The sequence below is a fragment of the Paraburkholderia sp. BR10937 genome (assembly GCF_040965695.1).
Taxonomy (GTDB): Bacteria; Pseudomonadota; Gammaproteobacteria; order Burkholderiales; family Burkholderiaceae; genus Paraburkholderia.
Genome location: NZ_JBFRCL010000060.1, coordinates 20,159 through 45,486, shown reverse-complemented (window position 1 = coordinate 45,486; position 25,328 = coordinate 20,159). Strand labels below are relative to the sequence as shown.

The window sequence follows — 25,328 nt, the reverse complement described above, 5'->3', positions numbered from 1 at the left end:
CTACAGCGATAGACGAAGTCAGACCGGCTTCTTGGCCAACCCGAGATACGTTTCGATCACGCGCGGGTTCTGCGCCAACTGCCCTGCCGGCCCTTCGAGCGCCAGGTCGCCGGTTTCCAGCACGTAGCCGTAATCGGAAATCTGCAGCGCGGCGCGCGCGTTCTGCTCGATGAGTAGCGTCGCAACGCCGGTTTGCCGCAGCGCGCTGATGATGTGGAAGATTTCCTTCACGATCAGCGGTGCGAGACCCAGACTCGGCTCGTCGAGCATCAGCAGATCGGGCTTGCCCATCAATGCACGGCCGACTGCGAGCATCTGGCGCTCGCCGCCCGAGAGCGTACCGGCCGCCTGCGCCCGGCGCTCCTTCAGGCGCGGAAACAGCGCGAAAACCGGTTCGAGCTGATCGAGGAAATTCCGCTCACCGGCGCGCTTGCGACGGTATGCGCCGAGCACGAGGTTGTCCTCCACCGTCATCGAGGCGAACAATTCGCGCTTTTCCGGCACGAGACACATGCCGCGCGCCACCCGTCGCTCGATCGGCAGCGCGCCGATCTCTTCGCCCATATAAGCGATGCGGCCGCTCGCGTGCCCCGTCACGGGCAGCGCGCCCATGATGGCGTTGAGCAGCGTGGACTTGCCCGCGCCGTTCGGACCGATCACGGAGACGATCTGCCCCGCGCCCACCTTGATCGCCGCCTTGTGCAGCGCCTCGATCTTGCCGTAGCGAACCGCGAGTGCGGAAACCTCCAGTACGGGAGTCGTCATCATTCCACCCCGCCCAGATATGCCTCGAGCACCGCCGGGTCCTTCTGCACCTCTTCCGGCAAACCTTCCGCGATACGCGTGCCGAACTCCATCACCACGAGGCGGTCGGTGAGATTCATCACGAAATCCATGTCGTGTTCGACCAGCAGCACGCTCATCCCGTCTTCTCTCAGCTTGCGCAGCAATGCCGCCAACTGTTGCTTTTCCTTGTAACGCAGGCCAGCCGCAGGCTCGTCGAGCAGCAGCAAGGTCGGATCGCAGCACAGCGCGCGGGCGATCTCGAGGATGCGTTGCTGACCGAGCGCGAGGCTGCCCGCTTCGTCATACATATGCTGTTCGAGGCCCACGCGACGGATCTGCTTTGCGGCCTCGCTCATGAGCCTGCCCTCTTCCGTGGCATTGAGTTTGGCCACGCTGCGCAGCACGCCCGCGTGACCCCGCAGGTGTGCGCCGATGGCGACGTTCTCGAGCACCGTCATCGTCGGCAGCAGCTTGACGTGCTGGAACGTGCGGCCAATCCCGCGCGCAACGATTTCACGTGAAGTCAGACGGTCGATGCGCTCGCCGCGGAACGTGATCTCGCCGCTGGTCGGCTGAAGCACGCCGGTCACGAGATTGAAGGTCGTCGACTTGCCCGCGCCGTTGGGACCGATCAGGCCGATGATCTGCCCCGCCCTCACTTCGAAGCTCACGTCGTTCACGGCCACGAGGCCACCGAACTGCTTGCGCGCCTTGTTCACCGTCAGCAGCATTTCGCCGGTGGCCGGCTTGCTGCGCTGCGGCAAAGCCTCCGCGTGCTCGGGCACATGCGCCCGCGGACCGCGCGGGAAGAAGCGCGCTACGAACGGCCAGACGCCGCGGCGAGCGTATTGCAGCAGCAGCACCATCAGAATGCCGAACACGATGATCTCGAAGTTGCCGTTCTCGCCGAGCAGCTTCGGCAGCAGCGTTTGCAGCCAGTCCTGCAGCACGGTGAGGATCGCCGCGCCCAGCACCGCGCCCCAGACGTGCGCCACGCCGCCCACCACGGCCATGAAGAGATATTCGATGCCGTGATTCAGACCGAACGGCGTCGGGTTCACCGCACGCTGCAAATGCGCGTACAGGAAGCCCGAAACGGCTGCGAGCACGGCCGCATAGACGAAGATCACCACACGCATCCAGCCGGTGTTCACGCCCATGGCCTCGGCCATCATGCCGCCGCCGCGCAGCGCGCGAATCGCGCGCCCCATGCGGCTATTAAGCAGATTCTGAACGGACACCACGGACGCAAGCACCACGACCCAGATCAGGTAGTAGATATGGCGGCCCGATTCGAGGTCGATGCCCAGCACGTTCAGCACGGGAATGCCGTTGATGCCGTCGTACTTGCCGAGCATGTCGAGGTTGCCGAACAGGAAGAACAGCGCGAGGCCCCAGGCGATCGTGCCGAGCGGCAGGAAGTGGCCCGACAGACGCATCGTGACGAGCCCCAGAACGAGCGCCACGAGCCCCGTGATCACCACGCCGACGATGAGTGCCAACCAGGGCGAAACGCCGTACTGCGTCGTCAGATAAGCAGTCGCGTAAGCCCCGAGCCCGACGAACGCGGCCTGCCCGAAGCTCGTCATCCCGCCTATGCCGGTGAGCAGCACGAGCCCGATCGCGACGATCGAATACAGGCCGATGTAGTTGAGCAGCGTGATCCAGTACTCGGGCACGTGCACCGGATGCGGCAGCACCGGCAACGCGAACATCACCACGAGGAACAGCCAGAAGAAGCGGTTGTGCATGACGAATCGTTTCATCGCGTCACTCCTCTTCCTCTTCGGCGTGCGGCGTCGAGAGCGAGCGCCACAGCAGCACGGGGATGATCAGCGTGAACACGATCACTTCCTTGTAAGAGCTCGCCCAGAACGACGAGTACGACTCCAGCAGGCCCACGAGCACGGAACCTGCCGCAGCCAGCGGATAGCTCACCAGGCCGCCGATAATGGCGCCCACGAAGCCCTTGAGGCCGATCAGGAAGCCCGAGTCGTAGTAGATGGTGGTGAGCGGCGAGACGAGAATGCCGCACAGCGCGCCGAGGCCCGCGGCGAGCGTGAACGCGAGCCGTCCGGCCTGCGTGGTGCCGATGCCGACGAGCCGCGCGCCGAGACGGTTCACCGAGGTCGCGCGCAGCGCCTTGCCCGAGATCGAGCGATCGAAATAGAGATACAGCGCGACGATCAGCACGGCGGCCGTGCCGATCACCCAAAGGCTTTGGCCCGAGATCGACAGGCTGCCGATGTTGAACGTGGCGTCGGAGAACGCGTTCGTGCGCGAACCTTCCGCGCCGAACATCACGAGCCCGAGCCCTACCATCGCGAAGTGCACGGCCACCGCGACGATCAGCAGCAGCAGCGTGGTCGCCTCGGCGATGGGCTCGTACGCGAGGCGATAGATGAACGGCCCCATCGGCACCACGATCGCGAGCGTGAGCGCAATCTGGACGAGCATCGGCAGCGGCTGGCTCGCTACCCCTCGCGTCACGGCATAGAGCGCGATGGGAAACAGTAGATACTTGCCGGCAAGCGTCACGAGCGTGCGCGCCGCATGGCGCCGCCGTTCGGCGTGACGCACGAGCCCGGCGGTCTCGACCACGAAGCACGCCGCGCCGAGCGCGACGAGCAGCCAGCAGGTGGCCGGAAACTTCTGCGATTGCAGCGCGGCGAGCGTGAGCGCGCCATATGAAACGAATTCGCCCTGCGGAATGAAGATCACCCGCGTGACGGAGAACACCAGCACCAGGGCGAGCGCTAGCAGCGCATAGATCGCACCGGTGGTGATGCCGTCCTGCGCGAGGATCGCGGCGATCGATAAATCCATACTCCCCTCTTCCTGAAACTTTCTGGAACCTGGAAAAACTACGACGTCGAAAAAACGGCAATGCTGGCGTGAACCGTCAAAGGCACGGTTCGGACTTCATGTGTGAAAAGCCGGTGCGCAGCGACGACGCCGCACACCGGTCATGCTTGATCTCGCTTGTGCTCGATTGTCAGCGGCCAGAATGACGCCGTGACACGCGTGTGTGTTTCACGGGAAAACGCGCGGCGCTTTCCCGTGCGCCGCAGGTTATTCGCTCTGCAGCTTCCACTTGTTGTTGACGATCTCGACGATCACGCGAGCGCGCTGGTCGAGGCCCGCATGATCCGTCGCGCTCATGTTGAAGATGCCGTGCGCGCCCGCCACGTTCTGCGAGCTTTCGAGCGCGGCGCGCAGCGCCACGCGGAACGCCTCGGTGCCCGGCTGGCCTGCCTTCAGCGCGACCGGAATGGCGCGCTGGAGCAGCTGCCCAGCGTCCCACGCATGCCCGCCGAAGGTCGCCACCGTGCCGACGCCATAGGCCTTCTCGTAGGCCGTCTTGTAGGCCAGCGCCGACTTCTTCACGGGGTTCGAATCGGGCAACTGGTCGGCCACGAGGATCGGGCCTGCGGGCAGCAGCTCGCCTTCGCAGTCCTTGCCGCAGACGCGCAGGAAGTCGTTATTCGCCACGCCGTGCGTCTGATAGATCTTGCCTTTGTAGCCGCGATCCTTGAGCGTGGTCGCGGGCAGCGCCGCGGGCGTGCCGGAACCTGCGATCAGGATCGCATCGGGGTTCGCCGACATCAGCTTGAGCGCCTGGCCCGTCACCGACGAGTCGGTGCGGTTATAGCGCTCGTTCGCCACGATCTTGAGGTTGTGCTTTCCGGCCGCGCTGGTGAATTCCTTGAGCCAGCTGTCGCCGTAGGCGTCGGTGAAGCCGATGAAGCCCACCGTCTTCACGCCCTGCTTCTCCATGTAGCTCGCGAGCGCGTCGGCCATCAGGCTGTCGTTCTGCGGCGTCTTGAAAGCCCACTGGCGCTTCCCCTCGACCGGTTCGACGATCGCAGCGGACGCGGCGAGCGAGATCATCGGCGTCTTGCCCTGCGCGACGACGTCGAGCATGGCGAGCGAGTTCGGCGTGACCGACGAGCCGATGATCGCGTCCACGTGGTCTTCGTCGATCAGCTTGTGCGTGTTCTGCACGGCCTTGCTCGTGTCCGAGGCGTCGTCGAGCACGATGTACTGCACGCTCTTGCCTGCGATCTCCTTGGGCAGCAGCGCGATGGTGTTCTTCTCGGGAATGCCGAGTGACGCGGCCGGCCCCGTTGCCGAGAGCGTCACGCCAATCTTCACCTGCGCGGCGGCGATGCCCGCCGTGCCCATCAGCGCCGCTGCGAGTCCGGCACTAATCGAGCTCAAAACCCACTTCTTCGTTTTCATTGCGCGTCTCCAAACGCTTGGTCTGCGTGTTGTCGATTGATCCTGCGCCGATTACTACGATGTTCGTAAATCGGCGCCGGCCTTTGAGTGTAGTAATCGGGATCGCGCGTGTAATGCATGGTTTTCCCTGCCTGCGGCGCCGCACAAGCCGCCACAGGCGTGGGTGCGCTTTCCCCTTTTATCGACTGCCTGCTGCCCTGCCTTTACTGCTTTCCCTGCTGCTGCGAATCTGTTGCGATGGCAACAAAAAAGGCACCTCAATCGAGCGTGCCTTCTTCGTGTTTCGTGCGTCATTCAACCGGCGCTCAATCGCCGGCGAGCTTCCACTTGCCGCCGACGATCTCCACCATCACGCGGGCACGCTGGTCGAGACCCGCGTGGTCCGTCGCGCTCATGTTGAAGATGCCGTGCGCGCCGGCCACGTCACGTGAGTTCTCGAGCGCGGCACGCAGCGCTTCGCGGAAGGCCTTCGAGCCCGGCTGACCGGCTTTCAGCGCGACCGGAATTGCGTGCTGGAGCAAGAGGCCCGCGTCCCACGCGTGACCGCCGAACGTCGAGATCGAGCCTGCCCCATAGGCCTTTTCATACGCGGCCTTATAGGCAAGCGCCGATTGCTTCACGGGATTCGCACCCGGCAATTGATCGGCGACGAGCAGTGGCCCCGCGGGCAGCCAGGTGCCGTCGCAGTCCTTGCCGCACACGCGCAGGAAGTCGTTGTTGGCCACGCCGTGGGTCTGGTAGTACTTGCCCGCATAGCCGCGCTCCTTGAGCGTCTTCTGCGGCAGCGCGGCCGGCGTGCCTGCGCCAGCGATGAGCACGGCGTCGGGGTGCTGCGAGATCATCTTGAGCACCTGGCCCGTGACCGAGGCATCGTTACGCGCGAAGCGTTCGTTCGCGACGACCTTGATGTTCCGCCTGGCAGCGGCTGCGCTGAATTCCTTGTACCAGCTCTCGCCATACGCGTCCGCGAAGCCGATGAAGGCCACCGTCTTCACACCGTGCGCCGCCATGTGCTGCGCGATGGCGCCGGCCATCAGCGCGTCGTTCTGCGGCGTCTTGAAGACCCACGAGCGTTTGGCATCCATCGGCTCGACGATCGAGGCCGCGGCGGCCATCGAGATCATCGGCGTGGACGTTTCCGCCGCCACGTCGATCATGGCGAGCGAGTTGGGCACGACAGTCGAGCCGATCAAGGCGTCGACGCGATCTTCGCTCGTGAGCTTGCGCGCGTTCTTCACCGCCTGGGTGGAATCCGTGGCGTCGTCGAGCACGATGTAATCGACTTTCTGGCCCGCGATTTCCTTCGGCAGCAGCGCAACCGTGTTCTTTTCCGGAATCCCGAGCGAAGCAGCCGGTCCCGTCGCCGACAGCGTCACTCCGATCTTCACATCTGCATACGCCCCGCCGGCCGTCGCCGCGAGCACCCCGGTCGCGACGCAAGCCGCCCCCATCCAACGCAAAACCAACTGCATCTCCACTCCTTCGATATTCGTTTTCTTTATTGCTACGGATTTGTGGCGCACCGCGGCCGATTACCTCATACGTAAATCGATAGTCGGCTGCGGGAAATCAACGCAAAAATGCTGACCGCATGGTCGGTGATTGGCGAGTGTAGCGGTCTGCGTATTCAGATGGCAAGCGCTTTCCATCTGCTTACAGTGAGCAGGATTCCGCGCTCGCTTTGCGTAATGCGCAAACGCCGGTGCAGCGGGCGAAGCCGGCCGCGCGGCCTGAATTGCGTAATTTGGGAAGGGATAATCGACGCGTGCGAAGGTGCGTAAGTCGAACGCCTCGCAGCGGATAAAAGATAATCGGCTCGCCGTTGAAAACACGCGCGCAGAAATATAAAAAGCGCTGTTGGACTCTCATCCAACAGCGCTTCCTTGTCCGGGCACTTGGTGCCTCAGTTGTCTCCTCGTTCTCCACCTGCAAATTCGGTGCATCAGAACTAGGTGCAACTTTAAACTTCACCCCCCTCTGCAGCAACTAGCATTTACCCTAGTGGTGCAGTGCGGCACCGAAATGGGGCATTGCTACACAGGTTTGTCGCACGGCGGGCCGCTTCGGCATGCCGCAGCGCGACATCTTTGCGCGGGCTATGCCAGCTCAAGCCGGCGGGCGACCATTCTATCGTAGTCCGGAGCAGTCCTGGCACACCAGGCTGTCACGCGCGCAGGGGTCGCACGCGTGCCACGATCTCGCCGACAATGCCGCGCCGGAACGCCAGCACGCAGGCAATGAAGATGATGCCCGTGACGATCGTTGTGGACTCACCGAGTGAGCGGAACCACTCGACACCCGTCCCTCTCGCGATCGCCGTGCCGATGTCGCCCAGCCGGTCCTCCAGCGCGACGATCAGCGTCGCGCCGAGCAGCGGCCCGAACAGCGTGCCCATGCCGCCCACGAGCGTCATGAGGATCACGAGGCCGGACATGGTCCAGTACGCGTCGCCGAGCGTTTCGAAGCCGAGCACCAGCACCTTGAGCGCACCGGCCAGACCCGCGAGCCCCGCCGACAACACGAACGCCAGAAGCTTGAAGCGGTCGGTGTCGTAGCCGAGCGAGACGGCGCGTGGCTCGTTCTCCTTGATCGCCACGAGCACCTGCCCGAACGGCGAATGCACGATGCGCACGATCAGACCGAACGCGAGCACCATCACGACGAGCACGACGTAGTACAGCGTGAGATCGGAACCGAGCGAAAGCACGCCGAACAGCTTGCCGCGCGGCACGCCTTGCAGACCGTCCTCGCCGTGCGTGAACGGGGCCTGCAGGAACACGAAGTAGACCATCTGCGCGAGCGCGAGCGTGACCATCGAGAAGTAGATGCCCTGCCGGCGAATCGCGAAGATGCCGACCACGAGCCCGAGGACCGTGGCCACTGTCGTGCCCGCGAGCACGCCCACCTCGGGCGTGAAATTGAGCGACTGGATCGCATAGGCGGCCGTATAGCCCGCGCCCGCCAGAAACATCGCGTGGCCGAACGAGAGCAGGCCCGTGTAGCCGATCAGCAGGTTGAACGCCGCGGCGAACAGGGCGAAGCACAGCACTTTCATCACGAAGAGCGGATAGGCGCCGGCAAACGGCGCGACGATCAACCCGATCAGCAACAAACCATAGAGCGCTTTTCTTTGCATCATCGTTCCTTGCCGAAGAGACCAGCGGGGCGAATCAGCAGCACGATCGCCATGATCACGAACACCACGGTCGCGGAGGCCTCGGGCCAGAACACCCGCGTGAAGCCTTCGATCACGCCGAGCATGAGGCCGGTGAGGATCGAGCCCATGATCGAGCCCATGCCGCCGATCACGACCACGGCGAACACGGTGATGATCATCGGCTGGCCCATGAGCGGCGACACCTGGATCACGGGCGCGGCGAGCACGCCCGCGAACGCCGCGAGTGCGACGCCGAAGCCGTAGGTGAGCGTGATCATGAGCGGCACGTTGATGCCGAACGCCTCGACGAGCTTGGGGTTCTCCGTGCCCGCGCGCAGATACGCGCCGAGACGTGTCTTTTCGATCACGAACCAGGTCGCGAAACACACCGCAAGCGATGCCACCACCACCCAGGCACGATAGTTGGGCAGATACATGAAGCCGAGATTCGTCGCGCCGGCGAGCAGGTCGGGCACATCATAGGGCTGGCCCGACGAACCGTAGATCGAACGGAACACGCCCTCCACCACGAGCGTGAGACCAAAAGTGAGCAGGAGTCCGTACAGATGATCGAGCCGGTAGAGCCAGCGCAGCATGGAGCGCTCGATCAAGACACCGAACAGGCCGACCACGAGTGGAGCGACGACGAGCATCACCCAGTACGGCAGATCGAAGTATGCGAGCCCCATCCACGTGAGCATCGCGCCCAGCATGAACAACGCGCCGTGTGCGAAGTTGATCACGTTGAGCATGCCGAAGATCACCGCGAGACCGAGGCTCAGGATCGCGTAGAACGAACCGTTCACGAGCCCGAGTAGCAACTGGCTCAGCATTGCCGGAAGCGGAATGCCAAAAATCGTCATGAGAGCCGCCCATTGACGCATTAACGGATTACACAATCATGCCGCGCCCGGCGCACCCACCTCGGGGCGCCGGGCGCGCCATCCGACTGCAGCATTTACGCGCGCGCGCTTACTTCCACAGCGCGCACTTGCTCTCCTGCTTCGTCGTATAGGCCTGTTCGCCCGGGATCGTCTGCAGCACCTTGTAGTAGTCCCACGGCTTCTTCGACTCGGACGGCTTCTTCACCTCGACGAGATACATGTCGTGGATCAGCACGCCGTCCTGACGGATGTAACCACCCTTGGTATAGAAGTCGTTGACCTTGGTCTTCTTGAGCTGCTCCATGACCTTGTCGGAATCCGTCGTGCCGGCCGCCTGCACCGCCTTCAGATACGTCGTCACCGCCGAATAGTCGGCCGCCTGCAGTTCGGACGGCATCTTCTTCGTCTGGTCGTAGTAGCGCTGCGCCCACTTGCGCGTGTCGTCGTTCTGGTCCCAGTACCAGCCGGTCGTCAGCACGAGGCCCTGCGTGGTGTCGAGCCCGAGGCTGTGCACGTCGGGCAGGAACATCAGCAGCGCCGCCGTCTTCATCGTCTTGTTGATGCCGAATTCCTTCGCGGCCTTGATCGCGTTGACCGTGTCGCCACCCGCGTTCGCGAGGCCGAGGATCTGCGCCTTCGAGGCTTGTGCCTGCAGCAGGAACGACGAGAAGTCCGACGCCGACAGCGGATGGCGCACTTCGCCGAGCACCTGGCCGCCGTTCGCCTTCACGACGTCCGCGGTGTTCTTCTCGAGCGACTTGCCGAACGCATAGTCGGCGGTCAGGAAGAACCAGCTCTTGCCGCCCTGCTTGAGCACCGCGAGGCCCGTGCCCTTCGCGAGCGCGACCGTGTCGTAGCCGTAGTGGACCGTGTACGGCGTGCACTGCTCGTTCGTCAGGGCGTCCGTGCCGGCGCCCGTGTTGAAGTACACCTTCTTCTTCTCTTGCGCGACCTGGTTCATCGCCAGCGCCGTTGCCGAGTTCGTGCCGCCGAGCAGCATGGTGAGCCCGTCACGGTCGAACCATTCGCGCGCCTTCGAAGCGGCGATGTCGGCTTTGTTCTGGTGATCGGCGTACTCGACCTGGATCGGCTTGCCGAGCACCTTGCCGCCGAAGTCCGCGACCGCCATCTTGATTGCCGTGAGGCCGCCCTGGCCGTCGTCGTCAGCGTAGAGGCCGGACATGTCCGTGATGAAGCCGATCTTCACCGCGTCGTCGGCGGCCTGCGCGCTCCCCGCGCTGAGCGCCATCGCAGCTGCCGAGGCGGCAAAAAGGCCCGCGAGCCGCGCGAACGTGGTTTTCTTCATTGCAGTCTCCTTCCTTGGTTGCGTAATTATTCAGGAACACTCCATGAACATCGGAGGCAAAGCGATTCGCGCGGCACGGTTGCGTCGCGCAGCAAACCAGAACCGAAAATTAAACGCCCAGCAGGTCGTGCAGCACCGGCATCTTCCCCTCGAGCTCGGCAGTGCCGAAATGCTCGACGATGCGCCCGTGCTCCATCACGTAAAAGCGGTCCGCGAGCGGCGCCGCAAAACGGAAATTCTGCTCGACCATCACGATCGTGTAGCCGCGCGACTTGAGCGTGAGAATCATGCGCGCGAGCGTTTGCACGATCACCGGCGCGAGACCTTCGGATATCTCGTCGAGCAGCAGCAGGTTCGCGCCCGTGCGCAGGATGCGCGCCACGGCCAGCATCTGCTGCTCGCCGCCGGAAAGCCGCGTGCCCTGGCTGTTGCGCCGTTCGGCGAGATTGGGAAACATCGCGTAGATCTCGTCGAGCGACATGCCCTCCGCCAACTTCGCCCCTTTCGCCCCGATGTGCGGCGGCAGGAGCAGATTCTCTTCGCACGAGAGGCTCGCGAAAATGCCGCGCTCCTCGGGGCAATACCCCACGCCGCAGTGCGCGATGCGATAGGTGGGCATCTGGATGGTCTCGCGCCCGCCGATACGGATCGAGCCCGTGCGCCGCCCGGTGAGCCCCATGATGGCGCGCAGCGTCGTCGTGCGCCCCGCGCCGTTGCGCCCGAGCAGTGTCACGACTTCGCCGCGCCCGACGGACAGATCGACACCGTGCAGGATGTGCGACTCGCCATACCACGCCTGCAGCCCCGCAATCTCGAGCGCCTTCGCGCTCTCGGCTGCGCCGGCGGCCGCGGTCGCCTCGCGTTCGGTGACCGTGTTCATGCGTGCGCCCCCGTGAGCGCCGCGTCCGCACTGCCCATATAGGCCTCGGCGACGAGCGGATTCTTCGAGACTTCGGCGTAGCTGCCTTCGGCGAGTACCTCGCCGCGCTGAAGCACCGTGATGGTGTCGGAGATGCCGGCAATCACGTTCATGTTGTGCTCGACCATGAGGATCGTGCGCCCGCTCGAGACCTTCTTGATGAGCGCCGTCACGCGGTCCACGTCTTCGTGGCCCATGCCCTGGGTCGGTTCGTCGAGCAGCATCAGCTCGGGCTCCATCGCCAGCGTCGTGGCGATTTCCAGCGCGCGCTTGCGGCCGTAGGCGAGCTCGACCGTGGGCACATCGGCGAAATCGGTGAGGCCCACCTGCGTGAGCAGATCCATCGCGCGGTCGTTGAGCTCCGCGAGCGTGCGTTCGCTCTTCCAGAAGTGGTAGGCGGTGCCGAGCGAGCGCTGCAGCCCCACGCGCACGTTCTGGAGCGCCGTGAGGTGCGGAAACACGGCCGAAATCTGGAACGAGCGGATGATGCCGCGCCGTGCGATCTGCGCGGGCCGCTCATGCGTGATGTCGATGCCGTTGAAGACGATGCGCCCCGCGCTGGGCACGAGGAATTTGGTGAGGAGATTGAAGCAGGTAGTCTTGCCTGCGCCGTTCGGTCCGATCAGTGCATGGATCGAGCCGCGGCACACGCGCAGGTTCACGCCGTTCACGGCCGTGAAGCCCTTGAACTGTTTCGTGAGGTCGCGCGTCTCCAGAATCGTGTCGCCGAGAATCATGTCCCCTTCCGAGCGTGGTAAGGCGTAACACTGCAGACCGTCCGTGACTCGTGGTGCACGGTGAGGTCCGGCGCGGACGTGGCGGCGCGCCTCCCGATGCGCGCAACGCGCGCCTGCCGACTTTCGCGTCATTGTCTCGCCAATGATGCAGCGCAATCATTGGGATTTGCACTTAAGGGAGCGCCACAAGGACAGCGAACATTACAACCAATAGTTGACGACAGTTCGACGAAAGATGCCCGCAGGTTAGGCGCACGATCGCCACAAACCCGTATCTGACGGACGTACAGAAACACGCACGCGGAAGCGCTTCCGCGTGCGTCCCATATATTCATGAAACTGACGCTATCTTGCGCGTCGCTCCATGCCCTCAGGCGGTCGTCAGCGTTGCACCGGCGGCGGCCTCCGTTTGCGCACGCGCGCCCTCGCGGCGGTCGGCGCGCAGCATCTCGGCGGCGCGCTCCGCAATCATCAGCGTCGGCGAGTTCGTGTTCCCCGAGGTAATGGTCGGCATGACCGAGGCGTCCACCACACGCAGTCCCTCCACGCCGCGCACACGCAGGCGCGCGTCGACTACGGCCTCGGGGTCGTCGGCGCGGCCCATGCGGCAGGTGCCGACCGGATGAAAGATCGTCGTGCCGACGTTGCCGGCCGCCTCGCGCAGCTGCTCCTCGGTCTGAAACGCGAGCCCCGGCAGGATCTCGTGCGGCTGGTAGCGCGCGAGCGCGCCGGACGCCGCGATGCGCCGCGTGAGCCGTATCGCGTTGGCCGCAACGCGCAGGTCGCGATCGGTCGACAGATAATTGGGCGCGATTGCAGGCGGCTGCGACGGGTCCGCCGACACCGCGTGGATACTGCCGCGCGAGGTGGGCCGCAGGTTGCACACCGAGGCGGTGAACGCGTTGAACCGATGCAGCGGCTCGCCGAAGCGGTCGAGCGAAAGCGGCTGTACGTGGTACTGGAGGTCGGGCCGCGTGAGCGTGGGATCGCCCGGGTCCGATTTCGCGAACGCGCCGAGCTGCGAGGGCGCCATCGACATCGGTCCGCTCTGGAACAACGCGTACTGCATGCCGATCATCAGCTTGCCCCACCAGTGCGCGGAGGCCGTGTTGAGCGTACGCACACCGTTCACGCGAAACGCCATGCGCAATTGCAGATGGTCCTGAAGGTTCTCGCCCACGCCGCGCAGATCCTGCACGACGCCAATGCCGAGTTGCGCGAGCCGCGCAGCGTCGCCGATGCCGGAAAGCTCGAGCAATTGCGGGGAATTCACCGCTCCCGCGCTCAGGATGACTTCGCAACGCGCCCGCGCGACGTAATCGACGTCGCCGCGATACTCCACGCCCACGCAGCGCTTGCCTTCGAAGATCACGCGCTGCGTGAGCGCGCCGGTGACGACGGTGAGGTTGGGCCGCTTCATCGCCGCGCGCAGGAACGCCTTCGACGCATTCCAGCGCACGCCGCGCTTCTGGTTCACCTCGAAATAGCCCACGCCGCTGTTGTCGCCGCGATTGAAGTCGTCGGTGGCGGCAATGCCCTGCTCCTGCGCGGCGTGCGCGAACGATTCGAGAATCTGCCAGCGCAGGCGCTGCTTCTCCACGCGCCATTGGCCGCCCGCGCCGTGAAACTCGCTCGCGCCGCCGTGATGGTCTTCGCTGCGGCGGAACACGGGCAGCACGCTGTCCCATGACCAGCCGGCATCGCCGGTTTCGCGCGCCCAGTTGTCGTAGTCTTCGCGCTGGCCACGCATGTAGATCATGCCGTTGATCGACGACGAGCCGCCCAGCACGCGCCCGCGCGGGTACGAGAGCGAGCGGCCGTTGAGGCCTTTTTCGGCCGCGGTCTTGTAGAGCCAGTCCGTGCGCGGATTGCCGATGCAGTACAGGTAGCCCACGGGAATGTGGATCCAGTGATAGTCGTCCTTGCCGCCCGCCTCGATGAGCAGCACGGAGACGTCCGCGTCTTCGGTCAGGCGATTGGCGAGCACGCAGCCCGCGGTGCCCGCCCCGACGATCACGTAGTCGAATTCGCCTTCGAGGCGGCGCGCGGCCTGGGCTTCACTCGGTGCAGGCATGATGTGTCTCCAGCGATGACTGCTCTCTTCATGTTGTATTTTTTGAACTGCGATTGCTGCGCCGGGCGGCATCGATCGCTTCGGATTCCTGTCGAACCGCCCGGCTCCCGCCCGCTTACTTCGCCACGGGCATGGTGAATTCCGCGCCCTTGGCGATGCTGTCGGGCCAGCGCTGCATGATGCTCTTGTAGCGCGTGTAGAAGCGCACGCCTTCCTCGCCGTAGGCGTGATGATCGCCGAACAGCGAGCGCTTCCAGCCGCCGAACGAGTGCCACGCCATCGGCACCGGAATCGGCACATTGATGCCCACCATCCCCACCTTGATCTGGCGCGAGAAGGCGCGCGCGACACCGCCGTCCGAGGTGTAGCACGACACGCCGTTGGCGAATTCGTGCGCGTTGATCAACTCGACGGCGCTGGCGAAATCGGGCACGCGCACGACCGACAGCACCGGACCGAAGATCTCTTCCCGGTAGATCGTCATGTCGGTCTTCACGTCGTCGAACAGCGTGCCGCCGAGGAAGAAGCCGTCCTCATGACCGTCCACCTTGTGGCCACGCCCGTCGACGACGAGCTTCGCGCCCGCCGCCACGCCCGCCTCGATATAGCCCTGCACTTTCGCACGATGCACGCCCGTGACGAGCGGTCCCATTTCCGAGGCGCCGTCCATGCCGCTGCCGATCTGCAGCGCCTTCACGCGCGGCGTGAGACGCTCGACGAGTTCGTCGGCGATATGGCCCACGGCCACCGCCACCGAAATCGCCATGCAGCGCTCGCCGGCCGAGCCATAGGCCGCGCCGATCAGCGCATCGACGGCCTGGTCGAGATCGGCGTCGGGCATCACGACGAGATGATTCTTGGCGCCGCCCAGCGCCTGCACGCGCTTGCCGTGCTTCGTGCCTTCCGTGTAGATGTACTCGGCGATCGGCGTCGAGCCGACGAACGACAGCGCGGTGACGTCGGGATGCGCGAGCAGCGCGTCCACGGCCACCTTGTCGCCGTGCACGACGTTGAACACGCCGTCGGGCAGCCCGGCTTCCTTGAGCAGTTCGGCAAGCCGCACCGAAGCGGAAGGATCGCGCTCCGAAGGCTTCAGCACGAACGTGTTGCCGCAGGCGAGCGCGATCGGGAACATCCAGCACGGCACCATCATCGGGAAGTTGAACGGCGTGATGCCCGCCACGACGCCCAGCGGCTGGCGCAGATTCCAGTTGTCGATGCCGGCGCCGATCTGGTCGGTGAAATCGGTCTTCAGCAGATTGGGAATGCCGCACGCGAACTCGACCACCTCGATGCCGCGCATCACCTCGCCCTTCGCGTCGGAGAACACCTTGCCGTGTTCACGCGTAATGAGTTCGGCTAGTTCGTCGTGATGCTGGTCGAGCAGATCCTTGAACTTGAAGAGAATGCGCGCGCGCTTGATGGGCGCCATCTCCGCCCACGCGGGAAACGCGGCCTGAGCGGCGGCAACGGCGGCGTCGACTTCCGCCACGGTGGCGAGCGGCACGCGCGCGCTCACTCTGCCGAATGCCGGATTGAAGACGTCGCCATGACGCTCGCTCGTTCCAGCCAGCGGCTTGCCGTTGACGAAGTGGGTCAGCATGCGTACGCCAGCTTCGATCTGATGTGTCTCGCCCATGAGTGTGCCTCTTTTGTCGTGAAGCCTCGATCTGCCTAGCGTAATCGCCTGGCGTCGGCGCGATCCAATGATTAATGCTCAACAGCGATATAAGGCGGTTTAATATCAGGATATGGACCTGACCTTGCTCCGAGCGTTTGTCACGGTCGCGCGCGAGGGCAACCTCACGCGCGCGGCGACCCATCTGCATCTCACGCAGCCGGCCGTGAGCCTGCAGATCAAGCATCTGCAGGAGGCGCTGGGCGTTACGCTCTTCACGCGCACCTCGCACGGCCTCGCGCTCACGCGCGACGGCCAGGCGCTGCTGCCACACGCCGAACGCGCGCTCACCGCCGCCGGCGACGTGCAGCGCGCCGCTGCTGCACTGCGGCACGAGGTCCGCGGGCGCTTGCGCATCGGCACCATTCTCGATCCGGCGTTCCTGCGCCTCGGCGGCTTTCTGCGCCAGCTCGTCGAAACCTGGCCGCAGATCGAAACGGCGCTGCGCCACGGCATGTCGGGCTGGGTGCTCGACCAGGTGCGCTCGCGCGAGCTCGACGTGGGCTACTACATCGGCCAGCCCGCCCCCGACCCCGACACCTTCCACGCCATCACGCTCACGCGCTTCCAGTACCGCGTGCTCGCGCCGGCGGGCTGGAAAGACCGCGTGAAGGATGCGCGCGACTGGCGCGCACTCGCCGCGCTGCCGTGGATCTGGACGCCGCCCGCCTCCGCGCACAATCGCCTGCTCACCTCGCTGTTCGAGGCTGCGCACGCGAGGCCGGTAAAGGTAGCCGAGGTGGACCAGGAGCCGTCGATGCTCGATCTCGTGAAGTCGGGCGTGGGCCTCACGCTCGCACGCGATTCCACGGCCCTCGCCGAAGCGCACGCGCACGGGCTCACCATCGTCGAAGGCGTGACGGTGCCCACGGAACTCACCTTCATCACGCTCGCCGCGCGGCGCGACGAGCCCACCATCGCGGCGGCGCTCAAGTCGATCGAAACGCAGTGGGCGATATGAGCTGCGCTCATGAAGACGCGTGCGCCGTTCATGTCTGACGTAAGCGCAGCCTGGCTCGCGTAACAGCGCTGTCACACAAGTTTTGATAGATTGGGAATTCGCTCCGCGTTTTCGGCACGCCCACGGGTGTGCTCACCCTGGGCGGCGCGTTTCCAGCCTCTCCCATCGTTCCCCTTGTTCTCTTCGTTCGACAGGAGCCTTGCATGGCCCGCAACATCGAAATCAAAGCCCGCGCCCGTCAATTCGACGCCCTGCGCGACCGCGCTTCCCAGCTCGCCACCGAAGCGCCGCTGATCTTTCGCCAGCAGGACTTCTTCTATGACGTACCGCGCGGCCGCCTGAAGCTGCGCCAGTTCGACGACGGCACGCCGCCCGAGCTGATCTTCTATCAGCGCGACGACCGCGACGGCCCAAAGGCCTCGTACTACACGCGCAGCCCCGTCACCAATGCCGAGGCCATGCACTCGCTGCTCGCCACGGCGCTCACCACGCGCGGCATCGTCTCGAAGGAACGCCACGTGTATCTGGCGGGCCGCACGCGCATCCACCTGGACCGCGTGGATGGTCTGGGCGACTTCGTCGAGCTGGAAGTGGTGCTCGGCCCCGAGGACGACGAGCAAGGCGGCGAAGCCGAAGCGCACGCGGTGTTCGCGAAGCTCGGCGTGGACGAAAGCGATCTCGTCGCCGTGGCTTACGTGGATCTGCTCAATACGGCCAACGCGGCCTGACATCTGTAATTGGCCAGCGGGCCCTTGCGGCCCGCTACGCCTTCCCTCCCATGCCACTCACGCCGCCGGCGCGCCCGGCTCCAGATGGCCGAGCGGCAGCGGCCCGTTGCGCTTGAACGTGGTGAGCACGATGTTCGAGCGCACGCTGTCCACGCCCGGCACGCGCATGAGCTTCTTCATGACGAAGGTCGAGAGCGCGTTCAGATCGGGCGCGACGATGCGCAGCAAATAATCGGCGTCTCCCACCACGGCGTGGCATTCGAGCACTTCGGGCAGCACGTCGATCTGCTGCTGGAACTGCTCGATGATCGAATCCCCGTGATGCTTGAGCTTGAGGCTCGTGAACGCGGTCACGCCGAGCCCGAGTTTTTCGGGGCGCAGCACCACGCGATAGCCGTCGATCACCCCTGACGCCTCGAGGCGCTGCAGCCGCCTGCCGATCTGCGAGGGCGAAAGCGGCACCTGCTCGCCAAGCTGCTGATGGGTGGCGCGGCCAAAGCGCTGCAGTACGTCGAGCAGCGCCAGATCGAAATGGTCGAGTTCAAGCATGAATGAAATCCGCATTAAATAACAAATTGCGCTCGATTATTGCATAAGCCAGCCGCATCCCGTGAAGTACGCGCACATGCCGCGCGCCAACCGCTCTAGACTTGCATGACAGCAAGCTTTTTTAGTGGAGCGTTACGAACATGGCCGCCGCCACCGCGAAACTGCAGGAGCAGTTCGATGCGGGTCTCACCACCCGTCCCGATTTCACGATTGACCAGCCCCGCGAGCGCTACGGCGCGGCCGATCATGCCGTCTGGGACCAGCTCTACCGGCGCCAGCGCGATCTGCTCGAAGGCCGCGCCTGCGACGCCTTCATGCAGGGTGCGTTGCGCATCGGCCTGAATGTTGCCCACGTTCCCTCCTTCGCGCAGGTGAGCGAGCGCCTGATGGCCGCAACCGGTTGGCGCATCGTGGCCGTACCTGGCCTCGTGCCCGAGCGCATTTTCTTCGAGCACCTGGCGAACCGGCGCTTTCCGGTCACCTGGTGGATGCGCCGTCCCGACCAGCTCGACTATCTGGAGGAACCCGACTGTTTTCACGACCTGTTCGGCCATGTCCCGTTGCTCACCGACCCCACTTTCGCCGATGCGATTCACGCCTATGGCCGCGCGGCGCTCGCCCTCGAGGAACGCGCGTTGCCGTTGCTCGCGCGGCTCTACTGGTACACGGTGGAGTTCGGCCTGATGCGCGACGCGAGCGCCCCCAACGGCGTGAAGGCCTACGGCGCCGGCATCGTCTCGAGCAAGGGCGAGACGCTATACAGCATGGAGAGCGCGGCGCCCAACCGGCTCGGGTTCGACCTCGACCGCGTGCTGCGTACGCGCTATCGCATCGACACCTTCCAGAAGACCTACTTCGTGATCGATTCGTTCGCCCAGCTTTTCGACGCGCTGGGCGCGGGCATTGCTGCGCGTCTGGCTGATCCGGCGGCGCTCATCGCGGCGCAGCCTCACGCGGCAGGCGACGTGCTGCACAGCGACACGATCCTCACGCGCGGCACGCGCGAGGGCTGGCTCGACGACGGCGACGTCTGAACGACACGCGCGCTTTGCGCCGCAGCACGCGCGCGTTCCTTGATGCGAGCGCTCGCACGCGTGCCCCAGACGTGAAAAAATGGCTGATCGGCTCACGGCGCACGCCCAGCCCCAAGCTCAATACAGGTGCAATGATGATCAACCGACTCACATCCGAAGAGCGCGCATCCGAACTCGCCGACCTGCGCGGCTGGCAGGCCGTCGCCGGCCGCGATGCGATCCAGCGCCATTTCCGCTTCGCCGACTTCAACGAAGCGTTCGGCTTCATGGCGCGCGTCGCCATCAAGGCGCAGGAAATGAACCATCACCCCGAGTGGTTCAACGTCTACAACCGTGTGGAGATCACGCTTTCCACTCACGAAGCCGACGGCCTCACCTCGCGCGACATCGAACTCGCGCGCTTCATCGATTCGATCGCGCCGGGGCCGCTCAGCGCATAAGCAGCGGTACTAACCATGGGTACGCTGTGCGCATGGCGAGCGCACATAACGAGCGCACAGCGCGCCGTGAAAGCATAATGCAGGGTGCCGGGCCTTCAAACCTTCAGCTTTGAAGGCTATTCTTGATGGATACGTAAGACTCCCAGGCAGCGCGGGCAATCGGGTCTAAACGTTCCGGTGATATGGTGTTCTGACGCTGTACAATCAGCAGCGCATAAGGCTTGGAGAGCGCACTCGCCTCCTGGCACAACGCGAGTTCATCGCCAATCGAAGGCGAGCGGTTGCGCCAGAAGTTGATCGCGGCTTCGAGTTCGGTGATTGAAATATCGGACATGTGGATCGTGATCGCGCAACCGTCGGGCTGTGCCTCGAGGCCAGCAAGCGACGCTTCGCGAACTGCGTGCCTGAACGCTAAAACCCATTGTACTTGAGCGAATCCCATGCGACTCCTTCTGATCGAAGACGACCGCCCTATCGCACGCGGTATCCAGTCCAGCCTCGAACAAGCCGGCTTCACGGTCGACATGGTCCACGACGGCATCTTTGCCGAACAGGCCCTCACGCAAAACCGCCATGAGCTTGTGATCCTCGATCTGGGGCTGCCGGGCATCGACGGCATGACGCTGCTTTCGCGCTTTCGCCAAAGCAACCGGCATACGCCCGTCATCGTGCTCACCGCGCGCGACGAACTGAACGACCGCGTCCAGGGCCTGAATTCCGGCGCCGACGACTACATGCTCAAGCCTTTCGAACCGGCCGAGCTCGAAGCGCGCATTCGCGCCGTGATGCGCCGCAGCGGCCCGCACGGCGACGTGCCGCGCCCCGAAGTGTCGCTCGGCGGCGTGCGCCTGTCGGGCGTCGATCGCCGCATCTTCAACGACGACAAGCCGCTCGAACTCTCGCCGCGCGAGTTCGCCGTGCTCGAAATGCTGCTGCTGCGTCACGGCCGCGTGGTGAGCAAGGCGCAACTGCAGGACCACCTCACGCACTTCGGCGGCGACCTCGGCGACACCGCGATCGAAGTCTACGTGCACCGCGTGCGCAAGAAGCTCGAGAACTGCCGTGTCGAGATCGTCACGGTGCGCGGCTTCGGCTATCTGCTGCAGGAAATCCGCCAGGCGGCCTGATCCGCTTCGCTTTCCGGGCCAGCCAGCGGCGGCGGAGCAATCCGCCGCCGTTTGCGCTTGATGGCGCCGGCTTTGGCGTCTCACCGGCACTTCAGCCGCCACGCCCGCGGCCCGCGTACAATGGATCGGTTCCGTGCCGCGCACGCCGCCGCACCCACGATTCATCATTCGCCCCGAAGCCATCATGTCCTCACCGGCCGCAACGAGCCTGCGGCGCACGCTGCTACGGCGCCTCGCCGCCCCGCTTTCGCTGCTCGCGCTGATGAGCGGCCTGATCGCCTATTGGCTCGCCTGGCAGTACACACAGCACGTGGTCGACCGCTCGCTCGCCGACCTCGCCACGGCCATTTCCCGCCAGATCCAGATCGCCGGCGACGACGCCCCCAATATCGTCCCGCCGCTCGCGCAGGCGATGTTTTCCGATCCCGTCGAGCACCTCGTCTATCGCATCAGCAACGGCGAAACCGAAATCGCGGGCGATCACACCCTGCCGCTGCAGGGCACCAACGTGCGCCGCATGCACTACGCGTACGTGTTCGAAACGATCTATCAGGGCGTGACCGTGCGCGTCGCCCAGGTGCGCGTGCCGCAGCCGCATGGCAATCCGATCGTCGTGGAAGTCGGCCAGCCGGTGCATCATCGCTTTCGCATCGCCGCCGAATTTCTCATCGCGATCATGATGCCGTTGCTGCTCCTGCTGCTCGCCGGCTGGGTCATCGTGTGGCGCGTGGTCAACCAGCAGCTCAACCCGCTCACCGCGCTCGCCGACTCGCTCAACCGCCAGACGCACACGTCGCTCGAACCGGTGGACGAGACCTACGTGCCGGTCGAGATCCGTCCGCTCACGGGCGCGCTGAACGCGCTGCTCGGCCGCCTGAAGACCGCGCTCGACGCGCAGCGCAAGTTCATCGCCGACGCCGCCCACCAGCTGCGTACGCCGCTCACCGCAGTGAAGCTGCACGCCGAGCAGGCCGCGAATGCACGCGAGCCGCAGAAGGTCACCGACGCGGTGCGCGAGCTGCGGGCGGCCGCCGATCGCGCGGTGCGTCTGTCCAACCAGCTGCTCTCGCTCGCGCGCGCGGAGCCGGGTGAACAGGCCGCGCGCTTCGTCGATATCGACATGGCCGCGCTCGCCTTCGAGACGGGCGCCGAGTGGGTGCCGCGGGCGCTGGCGAGCCACGTCGATCTCGGCTTTCAGCGCCTCGACGATCCCGAAAACGACACGCCGCTGATGGTGCGCGGCAACCCCGTGCTGCTGCACGAGGTCATCGCGAATCTGCTCGACAACGCGCTCAAGTATTTGCCGCCAGTGCGTCTCGAAGGCGCGCGCATCACTGTCACCGTTTCGCAGTCCTCCGCGGAAGGCATGCCGATGGCCGAGATCGTCGTGGAAGACAACGGCGGCGGCGTGCCCGCTTCGCAGCAGGCGGATCTCTTCAAGCGCTTCTTCCGCGGCGACGGCCAGAGCGAAAGCGGTGTCGATAGCGGCGCGGGCCTGGGCCTCGCGATCGTCCACGACATCATGACGCTGCATCGGGGCAGCGTGCATTACGAAGATGCGCCGGAAGGCGGCGCGCGCTTCATCGTGCGCGTGCCGCTCGCGCATCGCGGCGCGCCTGGCGGCAAGGACGCCAAAGACCGCAAGGACAGCAAGGAGGCCGCCGCGCTCGAGGCCGCAAATCTGCGTTCGGACGAGGCCGGCGAGCCGCCGCGCGAGAAGAAACCGAGCCACCAGGCGAGCGTCGATCTCTGACGCTGCTGCAGGTGCCGGGAAAACGACAAGGGCCGCTCATGCGGCCCTTGTGCTTGATACGGTGCGGCGCGCGCCGCGCCGCTTACTTCTTCTTTTTGCTCTTGCCTTTCGACGCTTTCGCACCCTTCGCAGACTTGTCGTCGTCGGGCGGCGCGAGCATCGTGCCGCGGCACTTGCGGGCACCGCAACGGCATTCGTATTCGCGCTTGAGCTTCTTCGTCTGCTTCGCGTCGATCACGAGGCCGTAGTCGTAGAAAAGCTCCTCGCCCTCCGGGATATCGCGCAGCGCGTGGATATAGACGTGTCCGTCGATTTCCTCGGCTTCGCAGTTCGGCGCGCACGAATGATTGATCCAGCGCGCGCTGTTGCCCTTCACCTTGCCGTCGATCACGTCGCCGTCGTCGAGCGCGAAGTAGAACGTGTGATTCGGTTCGGCAGGATTATGCGGATGACGCCGCAACGCTTCCTTCCAGGAAATGCGCTCGCCCTTGTATTCGATCAGTCGTTCGCCGGTCGCAATGGGGACCGCCGCAAACACGCCCTTGCCGTGCACGCCCGACTGGCGCACGACGATCCTGCGTTCACTCATTGAATGAATCCTTGTGAAGTACTGGGGGAGACTGTCCCGGTCATGACAGGCGGCGCGGAATATGTCCTGCCGCGCGCCGCCTGCGGCTCTCTCATGAAGCCGTGCCTGGCGGTCTGCCTGGCCTTGCATCGGCCCTTGCATCAAACCTCGCGTCCTGGCTCGTCGCGCTCCGTACGCAAACGCGGCGCCGATTGGGCGCCGCGCTCATGCGACGCCCGGCGCGCCACAGACGGCATCGTACACGCTCGCGCCTCTTTCGTTCAACCCATATGCGCCGCGAGAAACTACCACGTGCAGCGTGTTTCAGCGCTGGCCGAGCGTCGTCTCGCCGAACAGCTTCTTCAGCTCGCGCGGTTGCGAGCGCCAGTACTGCGGCGGCGCGCTCACGCTCGCGCCGAGCTGTGCCGCGGCGTGCCACGGCCAGCGCGGATCGTAGAGCATCGCGCGCGCCATCGCGATCATGTCGGCTTCGCCGTCTTCGACGATCTGGTTGGCCTGCAAGGCGTCGGTGATGAGGCCCACGGCAATCGTCGTCATGCCGGTTTCGGCCTTCACCTTGCGTGCGAACGGCACCTGATAGCCGGGTTCGAGCGGAATCTTCTGTAGCGGCGACACGCCGCCCGACGACACGTCGATCCAGTCCGCGCCGCGCGCCTTGAGCGCCTGCGCGAAGACGACGGTGTCCTCCGGCGTCCAGCCGCCATCGACCCAGTCCGTTGCCGAAACGCGCACGCCAATCGGGCGATCGGCCGGAAATTCGGCGCGCACGGCGTCGAACACTTCGAGCGGAAAGCGCATGCGGTTTTCGCGCGAGCCGCCGTACTCGTCGCTGCGCTGGTTGGCGATCGGCGAGAGAAACTGGTGCAGCAAATAGCCGTGCGCCGCGTGGATTTCGAGAGCGTCGATGCCCAGACGCGCCGCGCGGCGCGCCGTGGCCACGAACGCATCGCGCACGCGATTCAGACCCGCGACGTCGAGTGCGAGCGGCGGCGCCTCGCCTTCCTTGTGCGCGAGCGCCGAAGGCGCGTGCGGCAGCCACCCGCCGTCGGCGACCGGAATCAGCTGGCCGCCCTCCCAGGGCACATGACTCGACGCCTTGCGCCCCGCATGCGAGATCTGCATCGCGATGCGGACAGGCGAATGGCGGCGGATGGCGGCGATCACGGGCTCGAGCGCGGCTTCGGTCACGTCGTCCCACAGGCCGAGACAGCCCGGCGTGATGCGGCCGTCCGGCTCGACGGCCGTCGCTTCGATGCAGAGCATCGCCGCGCCCGAAAGCGCGAGGTGGCCGAGATGGATCATGTGCCAGTCGTTGGCTTCGCCGCGCTCGGCGGAGTACTGGCACATCGGCGAAACGACGATGCGATTGGGGAGCGTCACGCCACGCAGTTCGAGCGGAGTGAAGAGCTTGCTCATGGGAGGTCCACGGACGGTTGGCAGAAGCGTCCGAGAATAGCACGCGCTTTTTTCATGCGTTGGACAAGGCACACGACGCCTGCGCGGCGTGCGCCCGCGCGAAGTGGATCAAGCCGGGTTCAGGCGCGGGTCAGGGTTGGCGCGCGGCCATCTGTGCGTCGACGGCATCGAGCCATTCGCCGAACATGCGGCTCGCCTGCGCTTCGAGGAGCGGCCCGTGGCGCGCCGTGTCGTCGCGCAGCGCGTTCACGTCCACGCCCGCGCCGGCGATTTCCGCGGCGTGACCGATCAGCCAGGGCTCGAAACGGTCGGCGCGCACTTCGGGATGGCACTGCAGGCCGAGCACATTGTCGCCCCACGAAAACGCCTGGTTCTCGCAGAGCTGCGTCGAAGCGAGGCGCGCCGCGCCCTGCGGCAGATCGAAGGTATCGCCATGCCAGTGCAGCATGGAGGTCGCCGCGCCGTCGAGGTGCTGCAGCGGCGAGGCGCGGCCGGCGTCGGTGAGCGTGAGCGGCGTCCAGCCGATCTCGGGCTGGGGCCCCGCATACACGCGAGCGCCGAGCACGCGCGCAATGAGCTGCGCGCCGAGGCAGATGCCGAGCGTAGGCAGGCCCGCCGCGATGCGCTTTTCGATCATCGCGGCAAGGGGAACGAGTGTGGGATAGCGCGCATCGTCGCACGCATTGATCGGGCCGCCGAGCACGACCATGAGCGACGCCGACAAGGGATTGAGCGCGCCGACACGGGCGAAGCCGACGTCGACGTAGCGCACGGGGCGGCCGCGGTCGCCGAGCACGCGCTCGAAGCTGCCAAGGTCCTCGAAATAGACATGGCGCACAGCCAATACTTCGCGATTCATCGGCAAATTCCCGGGTCGGCTGTGGACGGCATGCACGTCACCGCTCTTTCACGGCGCGTGCGAACGTTTGCGCCAGCGGTCGTGACAAA

General features: G+C 65.2%; 22 protein-coding genes and 1 pseudogene. 6 read left to right on the top strand and 17 right to left on the bottom strand.

Annotated features, from left to right (window positions below; all coding sequences use genetic code 11):
* Positions 1 to 18: 18 nt before the first annotated feature.
* The 12 genes from AB4Y44_RS34420 to AB4Y44_RS34365 all read right to left on the bottom strand — a co-directional run bounded on the left by AB4Y44_RS34420 (position 19) and on the right by AB4Y44_RS34365 (position 15,744).
* Positions 19 to 768, bottom strand: a complete 750-nt coding sequence (locus AB4Y44_RS34420; protein ID WP_342920307.1) for an ABC transporter ATP-binding protein — start codon at positions 766 to 768, stop codon at positions 19 to 21.
* Positions 765 to 2,552, bottom strand: coding sequence for an ATP-binding cassette domain-containing protein (locus tag AB4Y44_RS34415; RefSeq protein WP_368702032.1), 1,788 nt, complete (start codon positions 2,550 to 2,552; stop codon positions 765 to 767). The genes AB4Y44_RS34420 and AB4Y44_RS34415 overlap by 4 nt, the downstream gene beginning before the upstream one ends.
* A gap of 4 nt (positions 2,553 to 2,556) precedes the next feature.
* Positions 2,557 to 3,612: a branched-chain amino acid ABC transporter permease gene (locus tag AB4Y44_RS34410; protein WP_368702031.1), complete on the bottom strand. Its 1,056-nt coding sequence runs from the start codon at positions 3,610 to 3,612 to the stop codon at positions 2,557 to 2,559.
* 246 nt (positions 3,613 to 3,858) lie between these two features.
* Positions 3,859 to 5,028, bottom strand: a complete 1,170-nt coding sequence (locus AB4Y44_RS34405; RefSeq protein WP_368702030.1) for an ABC transporter substrate-binding protein — start codon at positions 5,026 to 5,028, stop codon at positions 3,859 to 3,861.
* A 305-nt stretch (positions 5,029 to 5,333) separates the two neighbouring features.
* The gene (locus AB4Y44_RS34400) at positions 5,334 to 6,500 is read right to left on the bottom strand and encodes an ABC transporter substrate-binding protein (protein ID WP_368702029.1); all 1,167 of its coding nucleotides are present in this window, start codon (positions 6,498 to 6,500) and stop codon (positions 5,334 to 5,336) included.
* A gap of 692 nt (positions 6,501 to 7,192) precedes the next feature.
* The gene (locus tag AB4Y44_RS34395) at positions 7,193 to 8,164 is read right to left on the bottom strand and encodes a branched-chain amino acid ABC transporter permease (RefSeq protein ID WP_368702036.1); all 972 of its coding nucleotides are present in this window, start codon (positions 8,162 to 8,164) and stop codon (positions 7,193 to 7,195) included.
* On the bottom strand, positions 8,164 to 9,048 hold the full coding sequence (locus AB4Y44_RS34390) for a branched-chain amino acid ABC transporter permease (protein ID WP_342920302.1): 885 nt from the start codon (positions 9,046 to 9,048) through the stop codon (positions 8,164 to 8,166). Before AB4Y44_RS34390 ends, AB4Y44_RS34395 begins: the two co-directional genes overlap by 1 nt.
* Positions 9,049 to 9,157: 109 nt before the next feature.
* Positions 9,158 to 10,318 (bottom strand): ABC transporter substrate-binding protein, encoded by a 1,161-nt coding sequence (locus AB4Y44_RS34385; RefSeq protein WP_342920432.1) that lies wholly within the window; start codon positions 10,316 to 10,318, stop codon positions 9,158 to 9,160.
* A 166-nt stretch (positions 10,319 to 10,484) separates the two neighbouring features.
* Positions 10,485 to 11,255: an ABC transporter ATP-binding protein gene (locus AB4Y44_RS34380; protein ID WP_368702028.1), complete on the bottom strand. Its 771-nt coding sequence runs from the start codon at positions 11,253 to 11,255 to the stop codon at positions 10,485 to 10,487.
* Positions 11,252 to 12,031 carry an ABC transporter ATP-binding protein gene (locus tag AB4Y44_RS34375; protein WP_028203291.1) on the bottom strand — a complete coding sequence of 260 codons (780 nt, stop codon included), beginning with the start codon at positions 12,029 to 12,031 and terminating at the stop codon, positions 11,252 to 11,254. The genes AB4Y44_RS34380 and AB4Y44_RS34375 overlap by 4 nt, the downstream gene beginning before the upstream one ends.
* Before the next feature lie 370 nt (positions 12,032 to 12,401).
* Positions 12,402 to 14,105, bottom strand: coding sequence for a GMC family oxidoreductase (locus AB4Y44_RS34370; protein WP_368702027.1), 1,704 nt, complete (start codon positions 14,103 to 14,105; stop codon positions 12,402 to 12,404).
* 115 nt (positions 14,106 to 14,220) lie between these two features.
* Complete coding sequence (locus AB4Y44_RS34365) at positions 14,221 to 15,744, bottom strand: CoA-acylating methylmalonate-semialdehyde dehydrogenase (RefSeq protein ID WP_342920299.1); 1,524 nt, start codon at positions 15,742 to 15,744, stop codon at positions 14,221 to 14,223.
* A 112-nt stretch (positions 15,745 to 15,856) separates the two neighbouring features.
* Here AB4Y44_RS34365 and AB4Y44_RS34360 point away from each other — a divergent pair, with 112 nt between their 5' ends.
* Together AB4Y44_RS34360 and AB4Y44_RS34355 are read left to right on the top strand one after the other, a co-directional pair.
* Complete coding sequence (locus AB4Y44_RS34360; RefSeq protein ID WP_368702026.1) at positions 15,857 to 16,744, top strand: LysR family transcriptional regulator; 888 nt, start codon at positions 15,857 to 15,859, stop codon at positions 16,742 to 16,744.
* A 203-nt stretch (positions 16,745 to 16,947) separates the two neighbouring features.
* A complete protein-coding gene (locus tag AB4Y44_RS34355) occupies positions 16,948 to 17,472 on the top strand; it encodes a class IV adenylate cyclase (protein WP_069264482.1) in 525 nt (174 codons plus the stop codon).
* A gap of 57 nt (positions 17,473 to 17,529) precedes the next feature.
* Here AB4Y44_RS34355 and AB4Y44_RS34350 read toward each other — a convergent pair whose 3' ends face one another.
* Positions 17,530 to 18,021, bottom strand: a complete 492-nt coding sequence (locus AB4Y44_RS34350) for an Lrp/AsnC family transcriptional regulator (protein WP_028203286.1) — start codon at positions 18,019 to 18,021, stop codon at positions 17,530 to 17,532.
* 140 nt (positions 18,022 to 18,161) lie between these two features.
* Between AB4Y44_RS34350 and phhA the strand changes: the two genes are divergently transcribed.
* The gene (gene phhA / locus AB4Y44_RS34345) at positions 18,162 to 19,055 is read left to right on the top strand and encodes a phenylalanine 4-monooxygenase (RefSeq protein ID WP_368702025.1); all 894 of its coding nucleotides are present in this window, start codon (positions 18,162 to 18,164) and stop codon (positions 19,053 to 19,055) included.
* Between the two features lie 131 nt (positions 19,056 to 19,186).
* Positions 19,187 to 19,495: pseudogene (locus AB4Y44_RS34340) on the top strand (4a-hydroxytetrahydrobiopterin dehydratase); the annotation flags it as partial.
* Positions 19,496 to 19,598: 103 nt separating this feature from the next.
* On the opposite strand, the gene AB4Y44_RS34335 reads toward AB4Y44_RS34340, so the two are convergent.
* A complete protein-coding gene (locus AB4Y44_RS34335) occupies positions 19,599 to 19,829 on the bottom strand; it encodes a DUF3717 domain-containing protein (protein WP_069264749.1) in 231 nt (76 codons plus the stop codon).
* A 106-nt stretch (positions 19,830 to 19,935) separates the two neighbouring features.
* Here AB4Y44_RS34335 and AB4Y44_RS34330 point away from each other — a divergent pair, with 106 nt between their 5' ends.
* Both AB4Y44_RS34330 and AB4Y44_RS34325 read left to right on the top strand, forming a co-directional pair.
* On the top strand, positions 19,936 to 20,622 hold the full coding sequence (locus AB4Y44_RS34330; protein ID WP_027815974.1) for a response regulator transcription factor: 687 nt from the start codon (positions 19,936 to 19,938) through the stop codon (positions 20,620 to 20,622).
* A 184-nt stretch (positions 20,623 to 20,806) separates the two neighbouring features.
* Positions 20,807 to 22,375, top strand: coding sequence for a sensor histidine kinase (locus AB4Y44_RS34325; RefSeq protein ID WP_368702024.1), 1,569 nt, complete (start codon positions 20,807 to 20,809; stop codon positions 22,373 to 22,375).
* A gap of 82 nt (positions 22,376 to 22,457) precedes the next feature.
* Here the strand turns inward: AB4Y44_RS34325 and AB4Y44_RS34320 are convergent, their stop codons facing one another.
* The 3 genes from AB4Y44_RS34320 to AB4Y44_RS34310 all read right to left on the bottom strand — a co-directional run bounded on the left by AB4Y44_RS34320 (position 22,458) and on the right by AB4Y44_RS34310 (position 25,239).
* The gene (locus AB4Y44_RS34320) at positions 22,458 to 22,964 is read right to left on the bottom strand and encodes an SET domain-containing protein (protein WP_368689511.1); all 507 of its coding nucleotides are present in this window, start codon (positions 22,962 to 22,964) and stop codon (positions 22,458 to 22,460) included.
* Positions 22,965 to 23,267: 303 nt separating this feature from the next.
* Complete coding sequence (locus AB4Y44_RS34315) at positions 23,268 to 24,380, bottom strand: NADH:flavin oxidoreductase/NADH oxidase (RefSeq protein WP_342920294.1); 1,113 nt, start codon at positions 24,378 to 24,380, stop codon at positions 23,268 to 23,270.
* 130 nt (positions 24,381 to 24,510) lie between these two features.
* Positions 24,511 to 25,239 carry a glutamine amidotransferase gene (locus AB4Y44_RS34310; RefSeq protein WP_368702023.1) on the bottom strand — a complete coding sequence of 243 codons (729 nt, stop codon included), beginning with the start codon at positions 25,237 to 25,239 and terminating at the stop codon, positions 24,511 to 24,513.
* Positions 25,240 to 25,328 lie beyond the last annotated feature (89 nt).